The sequence below is a fragment of the Sulfolobales archaeon genome (assembly GCA_038897115.1).
Classification (GTDB): Archaea; Thermoproteota; Thermoprotei_A; order Sulfolobales; family AG1; genus AG1.
Genome location: JAWAXC010000119.1, coordinates 1 through 6284, shown reverse-complemented (window position 1 = coordinate 6284; position 6284 = coordinate 1). Strand labels below are relative to the sequence as shown.

Below are 6284 nucleotides of genomic sequence, written 5' to 3'. Positions count from 1 at the left end.
GATACCAGGATCATTGCGAGGGCTATGCCGTTGAGTATTGCTGATACATATCTAGCCCAGTCTGATAGGTTTATACCTAGAATGCTCATTGATGCTGTGAGGAGGATTCCTCCCATGGCTAGCACCTCCTGCCTCCCCCTCCTCTCTATGAGGTATCCAGCGAGTATGTTTGATGGCAGCGCCACTGTTGTGGCGATCGCCATATATGTTGCTGTTGCTGCAGCCCCCATCCTATCTGTGAATCCTAGGTATTTGATTAGGTTTGGTGATAGGGATCCTGTTATAGCTCCTATCCCCATATAGAGGATCAAGGCTGATAGGTATGCTGGAACCAGCCTCCCCCACAGCCCTCTAAGCTGTGGGAAGCTTATAGAAGCCCTCCTAGCCGGTGGTGTGTAGAGCTCTCTAGCAAATATGGATGATGCGAAGCCGACTAGCATGAGGACTGCTAGGAGCTGGAATATAGGTTTATATCCCAGCCTGAGGACCATGATATTCGCTGTTGATGATCCAACTATAATTGCTAGGGAGATGAAGAGCCAGTAGAAACCCATATACCTCCCAACCCTCTTCTCAGCAATAGCCTCTCTAAATATAGATATAGATGCTGGGAAAACCCCTGCATCGAATAACGCGTGTAGAGCCCTTGCTATCATCAGCTGCTGAACATTAGAGGCTAGGCTATACATATAAAGGGAGATTGTATCGCCTATGAAAAGGGGTATTAGGATCCTTCTCCTCCCAATCCTATCAATAGCATAACCCATAACAATTGTAGCTGGTATAGCCACTATAGAGTATAGAGCAGTCACCAACCCAGCCTCGAAATCCCCTCCCCCAAGGCTTTTAGTATATGATGAGATCACAGGCGATATGAAGGATGTATCTACAAGGGATAGGAAGGCTATGATGAGGAGAGGCGCGATCCTAGCCCTCTGGATGGCTATAACCATATACCCCCCTGGCTGGGGGTCTATATAGCTGATAAGCATGGTGTAACCATATGTAACCATTGTTAGATACTAGGGCATATATCTATCCTAGCTAGGAAGAGTATGCATAGAGCCCAACACCTAATCCTAACAACCCCCAGCCCTTTTAAAAGCCTTATAAGACCCCCGATCCTAGGCACTCTAAATACCGTTTTTATCATCTCCATATAACCCCTAATATCTCTTGGTGATACAGCTGCGACTAGGCCCATTATGAGAAACATATATATAACCTCTATCAAAAGGACTAGAATGCTATCTGGCCTCCAGAAGTCGAGGATCACAACGGCTTTCCTACTCCCCCTAGCCATCATGGAGATGGATCTTCCCAGATCCATTACATCTCTGAGCATGAAGCCGGCTATCACAGTGTCGAAGGCTTTATCTCTAAATGGCATATACTCTATATACCCCTGAACAACATCGGCTCGGGGATTCTCTAAAACCCCTTTTAAAATAGCTAGAAACCCTGGAAGCGGTTCGAGGGCGACCACATATGATCCTGTGGATCTTCTGAGGATCTCTCTGGCCATCACACCCGTTCCCGATCCTACATCGAGGATCCTTCCAGGCTCTATCTGTGATAGAGCCTCTCCCCTAAACCTCTTTTCAAGCCCTAGGGTGAGTATCTTGGATGTTTTCTCATAGCTCTTTGAGACCCTGTTAAGGGCTTCGAGGAGTCTTTGAAAACCCTTATCCCCTTTAATAGATACCACGCTTTTTACATCTACTGAGGTCTGAAGAAGTTGTCTATGAAGACTACCTGCTTAACCTCTGGGAAGTATTTGAATATATCGTCTGCCACTGCTCTCTTGAATATCTGTAGATCTTCTGCGAGTATAACCTCCTCAGGGGTCTCGATCTCAACCTTTATCATATCTTGGGAGATCCTTATAACGAGTTTTTCAGCTGAGAGCCTTCTGGATCTTCTCAGCATGAGGTATTTAATCTTCTCCACAGGATCCTCAAGCTTCTTCACAACCTTATAGGTGAATACCAGGGTCTTACCAGATAGTGGGTGGTTGAAGTCGACAACAACCCTGCCCCCCGAGATGCTCTTAACAATACCCACAGCCCCGCCTATCTCTATAGCCTTCCCAGGCTCGGGCACTATGTTGAGCTTAGCAAGCTCCCTAAGGCTTAGGATCTTAACCTTGTTGGGATCCCTATCACCATATGCCTTCGAAGGCTCTACCTCAACTGTCTTCTCCTCGCCAACCTCTGAGGAGGCTACAGCCTCCTCAAAACCCCTAACATATCTTCCCTCACCTATTATCATGAGTTTAGGCCCATATACATCTCCCTCCCTATAGATCCCACTATTCTTGGCAACCTCCTCGCTGGTTGTTTCTATAACCTCACCTGTATCCTTAACCCTCACGGTATATTCTACTAGAACAAAGTCCCTCTCCTTTAGCGGCATCTACCGCACCATTACTATTCAACAAATAACTCCTATAAGTATGCAGCCCTAGCTCTAATGGATCTTCTTTACTCTATGATCACAACACATAGATCTTCTCCTCAGTGTCGAAAGCGAATTATTATGTGAAGCTCAAAGCGATTCTATCGCTTCCCAGCCTTATATGCTAGCAATATCCCTGCCTCGCTAGGTATTATAGTGCTAATATACTCCCTCTCAGCTATCTCGAAAAACTCCCTTGGAGGCCTAGGGGCTATGGCATTATGGAATATCGCTATACCTCCCATTTTAAGCTTATCCCTCAGTATCCTAAGCGCTTCGGGATAGAAGCTCTTCTCTATATCGACGAAAGCTATGTCGAGAGCCTTGTTCTCGAGGTTTCTTAGAAACTCTAGGGCATCTCCATATCTAACCTTCACCTCGATTTTATCACCTGCTATTTCTTTTAAAAGGGGTAGGTTGGCTCTGAGTTCCTCGAATCTATCCCATCTATTCTCAACCGCTGTGAGCTCTCCTCGGCAGCCTATGCCCATCCCATAGGCTAGATATATAGTTGAATATCCTATACCAGCTCCAGCATCTATAGCTTTTATATAGCTATTTGAGGCGCAATATATAAAGGCTATAGATGATAAAACCAGGCCGTCTTCTGGTGAGATAGCTGGTATCCCGAGTTCTATGGATCTTTTATATAGCTGTCCAGCCACCTCAATAAATCTATCTAAACCTATTGCCAAGGTATCAATCCTAATTCATTGGGTATTCCAAAATAATATCTCAATATTCTCCTAGCCGTTTCTCTTCATCGCTTTACTCTGTTTAGCGGTGGGGGTTCCACCATGGGTGGCTTTTGAGTCCAGCTGCATGGGGTTCTCATCGCCTAGGTAGGCTCTAAAAAATATTTAAGATTTTCTGCCCTCACTATGATAGATCCTCGTGGTTATTTTAATCTCATCTGGCTTTTAGATCGCTTAACTATCTCCCTCGCCTTTGCATCGACCCTTTTATCTTCTTCTTCATATCTATAGTAGTCTATTAGGCTGTAGAACTCTGCTCTGCTCATAAGCATGTCTAGATTGTCTCTCTGTGTCCCCTTATCCCTTATAATCTCTAGGATCTTTTTAGAGGCGAGCATGCTAGCTCTAAATGTTGTTGCTGGGAATATTACGAGTTTATAGCCTATATCCTCTAGCTCCTTTAGGCTTAGGAGTGGTGATCTCCCGAACTCAGTCATGTTTGCCATGAGAGGTGCTTTAACCTCTTGAGCGAATCTTCTGAACTCCTCAACACTCTCCAGGGCCTCTGGAAATATTATGTCAGCCCCTGCCTCCACATAGATTTTAGCCCTTTCTATCGCATCCTCAAGCCCTGTTACTCCTCTAGCATCTGTTCTAGCTATTATTAGGAAGTCATCGCTCCTCCTACTCTCGACAGCCATGACTATCTTCTTAACCATCTCTTCAGCCGGGATCACCTCTTTACCAGCTAGATGTCCGCATTTCTTAGGCAGAACCTGATCCTCTATCTGGATGGCAGAGGCCCCAGCATCCTCTAGAACCCTCACGGCCCTAGCGACGTTTATTGCTTCTCCAAAGCCTGTGTCTGCATCTACTATCAAGGGGATTGTGATTTTATCAGCTATATATCTGGTAAACATAGCAACCTCTGAGAGGGTTATAACCCCTAGATCTGGTAGGCCTAGGAGGCCTGTGAGGGCAGCCCCGCTTAGATAGACAGCTTTGAACCCCAGCCTCTCTGCGAGCATAGCTATAGATGGTGCATAGACACCTGGCACTGGGATTGCCTCTCTACCTCTTAGAAGATCTCTGAGGCTCCACCTAAGCCTAGGCACGGTGCTACCCCATAGAATCGAATGCGCAGGATGGATAAAAGAAGCCCTAGCACATCATATAGGCTGTTAGTGCTCCATAGCTGTGGCTCTATATATCTCCTATCTAATTTATATTTGGTGGAGCTTTGGGTGTAGATCTCAAAGAGCTAATCCCCGAGAAGGCTATAAGATATATAAACGATCTTAGGGAGCTCTCTGGAAAGGTAATAGCTATAGACGCCTATAACGCCCTCTACCAATTCCTCTCAGCCATTAGACAGCAGGATGGCACACCGCTTATGGATAGCAAGGGCAGGGTTACAAGCCATCTTTCAGGCCTCTTCTACAGAACAATAAATCTGGTTGAAGCAGGTATCAAGCCCGTATATGTCTTCGATGGGAAGCCTCCTGAGCTTAAGAGCGCTGAGATAGCTAGGAGGAGTATTGCTAAGCAGAAGGCTGAGGAGAAGCTTAGAATCGCTAGAGAGAGGGGTGATGAGGAGGAGATGAGGAGATATGCCCAGGCAACATCAAGGCTTACAAATGAGATGGTTGAGGCATCTAAAAAACTACTAGAGTATATGGGTATCCCATGGGTCCAAGCACCATCAGAGGGCGAGGCCCAGGCTGCCTACATGGTTATCAAGGGCGTTGCATGGGCTAGCGCGAGCCAGGACTATGACTCCCTTCTATTTGGGAGCCCAAGGCTGGTTAGAAATCTAACGATCAGCGGTAGGAGGAAGCTGCCTGGGAAGGATGTCTATGTAGAGCTCAAGCCAGAGCTACTAGATCTCAACACAATTCTCAAAACACTAGAGATATCTAGGGAGCAGCTTGTTGAGATAGCAATTCTAATAGGAACAGACTATAACCCAGATGGTGTGGAGGGGATAGGGCCTAAAAAAGCATATACATTGATCAAAAGCTATGGGGGGCTTGAAAAAGCTCTGAAAGTCCTCCCAGGGGCTAGATTCCCGACAGATCCTAAGGAGATCAAAAACATATTCCTAAACCCACCTGTAGCGGAGGTACCCAAGCTAGAGTGGAGACCCCCTGATAGGGAGAAGGTTGTAGAGATGCTTGTAGAGGAATATGAGTTCTCAAGAGAGAGGGTGGAGAACAACCTTGAAAGGCTTGTGAAGGCATTTTCAAAAGCATCATCTGCTAGGGGGCTGGATAGGTGGTTTGGATAGATATTTAAAGCCCTATACACCCTTAGATATTGATGATGACTGTAGCCCGCTACCATGAGTGGTGATTGAACTTGATCCCTCTGATAAGATCCTCAAGGTTGAGCAATACATCAACACCCATTGACAGGCCTCAGGCTATTGATACAATGCTGATAACCCATAGCCAGGACAAGCTATCTAAATTTATAAGCATTTTTGATGATGTAGCTATGGCTCGCTGAAGATCCACGGTGCTTATAATGAGCTACGAGAGATATAGAGATTGGCTTGAGGAGGCTATAGATGATCTTGAGGCTGCTTTAGAGCTATATAGAGTTGGGAAGTGGAGCAAAGCATGCTTCTACTCCCACCAAGCCGTTGAAAAGGGTTTGAAAGCCCTTCTAATCAAGAGGTTAGGAATATATAGACGGACACACAGTGTTAAAGCTATCCTTGAGGAGATATCATCTAGGATCGGAATTCCAGAGGATCTTGCCAAGGCTGCTGGTAAGCTAGATAGATACTATATACCAACTAGATATCCCAATGCATGGCCCTCTCTTCCCCCCTATAAGCACTACTCTAGAGAAGATGCTGAAGAAGCTATCAAGATTGCCCGGGAGGTGTTAGAGTATGTTAAGAAGGCGGTTGAAGGAGATCCTTGATAGAGATAATATAAGAGATCTCATAGACGTTCTTGAAGGGCTCGTTGAGGAGCTGGTAAGTCGTTATAGGCCGGTGAGGATAATCCTAGCAGGATCCCTGGCGGAGGGGAGGTTTGTGAGAGGTCTCAGCGATATAGATCTGCTGGTTGTAGTCAGGGATCTAGATGCTAGCATGGATAGATTCACTATATATGGTGTGGG

The 6284-nt window shown here is 45.8% G+C and carries 9 protein-coding genes; 4 read left to right on the top strand and 5 right to left on the bottom strand.

The annotated features are described in order from the left end of the window. The 5 genes from QXE01_11075 to prpB all read right to left on the bottom strand — a co-directional run. Nucleotides 1-953: MFS transporter (locus QXE01_11075; protein ID MEM4971779.1), on the bottom strand; the 953-nt coding region annotated here is incomplete at its 3' end. A gap of 62 nt (nt 954-1015) precedes the next feature. Further along, a complete protein-coding gene (locus QXE01_11070; GenBank protein MEM4971778.1) occupies nt 1016-1708 on the bottom strand; it encodes a methyltransferase domain-containing protein in 693 nt (230 codons plus the stop codon). An 11-nt stretch (nt 1709-1719) separates the two neighbouring features. After that, nucleotides 1720-2415, bottom strand: coding sequence for an FKBP-type peptidyl-prolyl cis-trans isomerase (locus QXE01_11065; protein MEM4971777.1), 696 nt, complete (start codon nt 2413-2415; stop codon nt 1720-1722). Nucleotides 2416-2558: 143 nt separating this feature from the next. Beyond that, nucleotides 2559-3152 carry a class I SAM-dependent methyltransferase gene (locus tag QXE01_11060; protein MEM4971776.1) on the bottom strand — a complete coding sequence of 198 codons (594 nt, stop codon included), beginning with the start codon at nt 3150-3152 and terminating at the stop codon, nt 2559-2561. Between the two features lie 203 nt (nt 3153-3355). After that, nucleotides 3356-4267, bottom strand: coding sequence for a methylisocitrate lyase (prpB, locus tag QXE01_11055; protein ID MEM4971775.1), 912 nt, complete (start codon nt 4265-4267; stop codon nt 3356-3358). Nucleotides 4268-4392: 125 nt separating this feature from the next. On the opposite strand from prpB, the gene fen reads away from it, so the two are divergent. The 4 genes from fen to QXE01_11035 all read left to right on the top strand — a co-directional run. After that, complete coding sequence (gene fen, locus QXE01_11050; protein MEM4971774.1) at nt 4393-5439, top strand: flap endonuclease-1; 1047 nt, start codon at nt 4393-4395, stop codon at nt 5437-5439. 71 nt (nt 5440-5510) lie between these two features. After that, the gene (locus QXE01_11045) at nt 5511-5660 is read left to right on the top strand and encodes a hypothetical protein (protein MEM4971773.1); all 150 of its coding nucleotides are present in this window, start codon (nt 5511-5513) and stop codon (nt 5658-5660) included. A gap of 18 nt (nt 5661-5678) precedes the next feature. Further along, on the top strand, nt 5679-6083 hold the full coding sequence (locus tag QXE01_11040; protein ID MEM4971772.1) for a HEPN domain-containing protein: 405 nt from the start codon (nt 5679-5681) through the stop codon (nt 6081-6083). Further along, on the top strand, nt 6052-6284 hold a 233-nt coding region (locus QXE01_11035; GenBank protein ID MEM4971771.1), incomplete at its 3' end, for a nucleotidyltransferase domain-containing protein. The genes QXE01_11040 and QXE01_11035, both read left to right, overlap by 32 nt.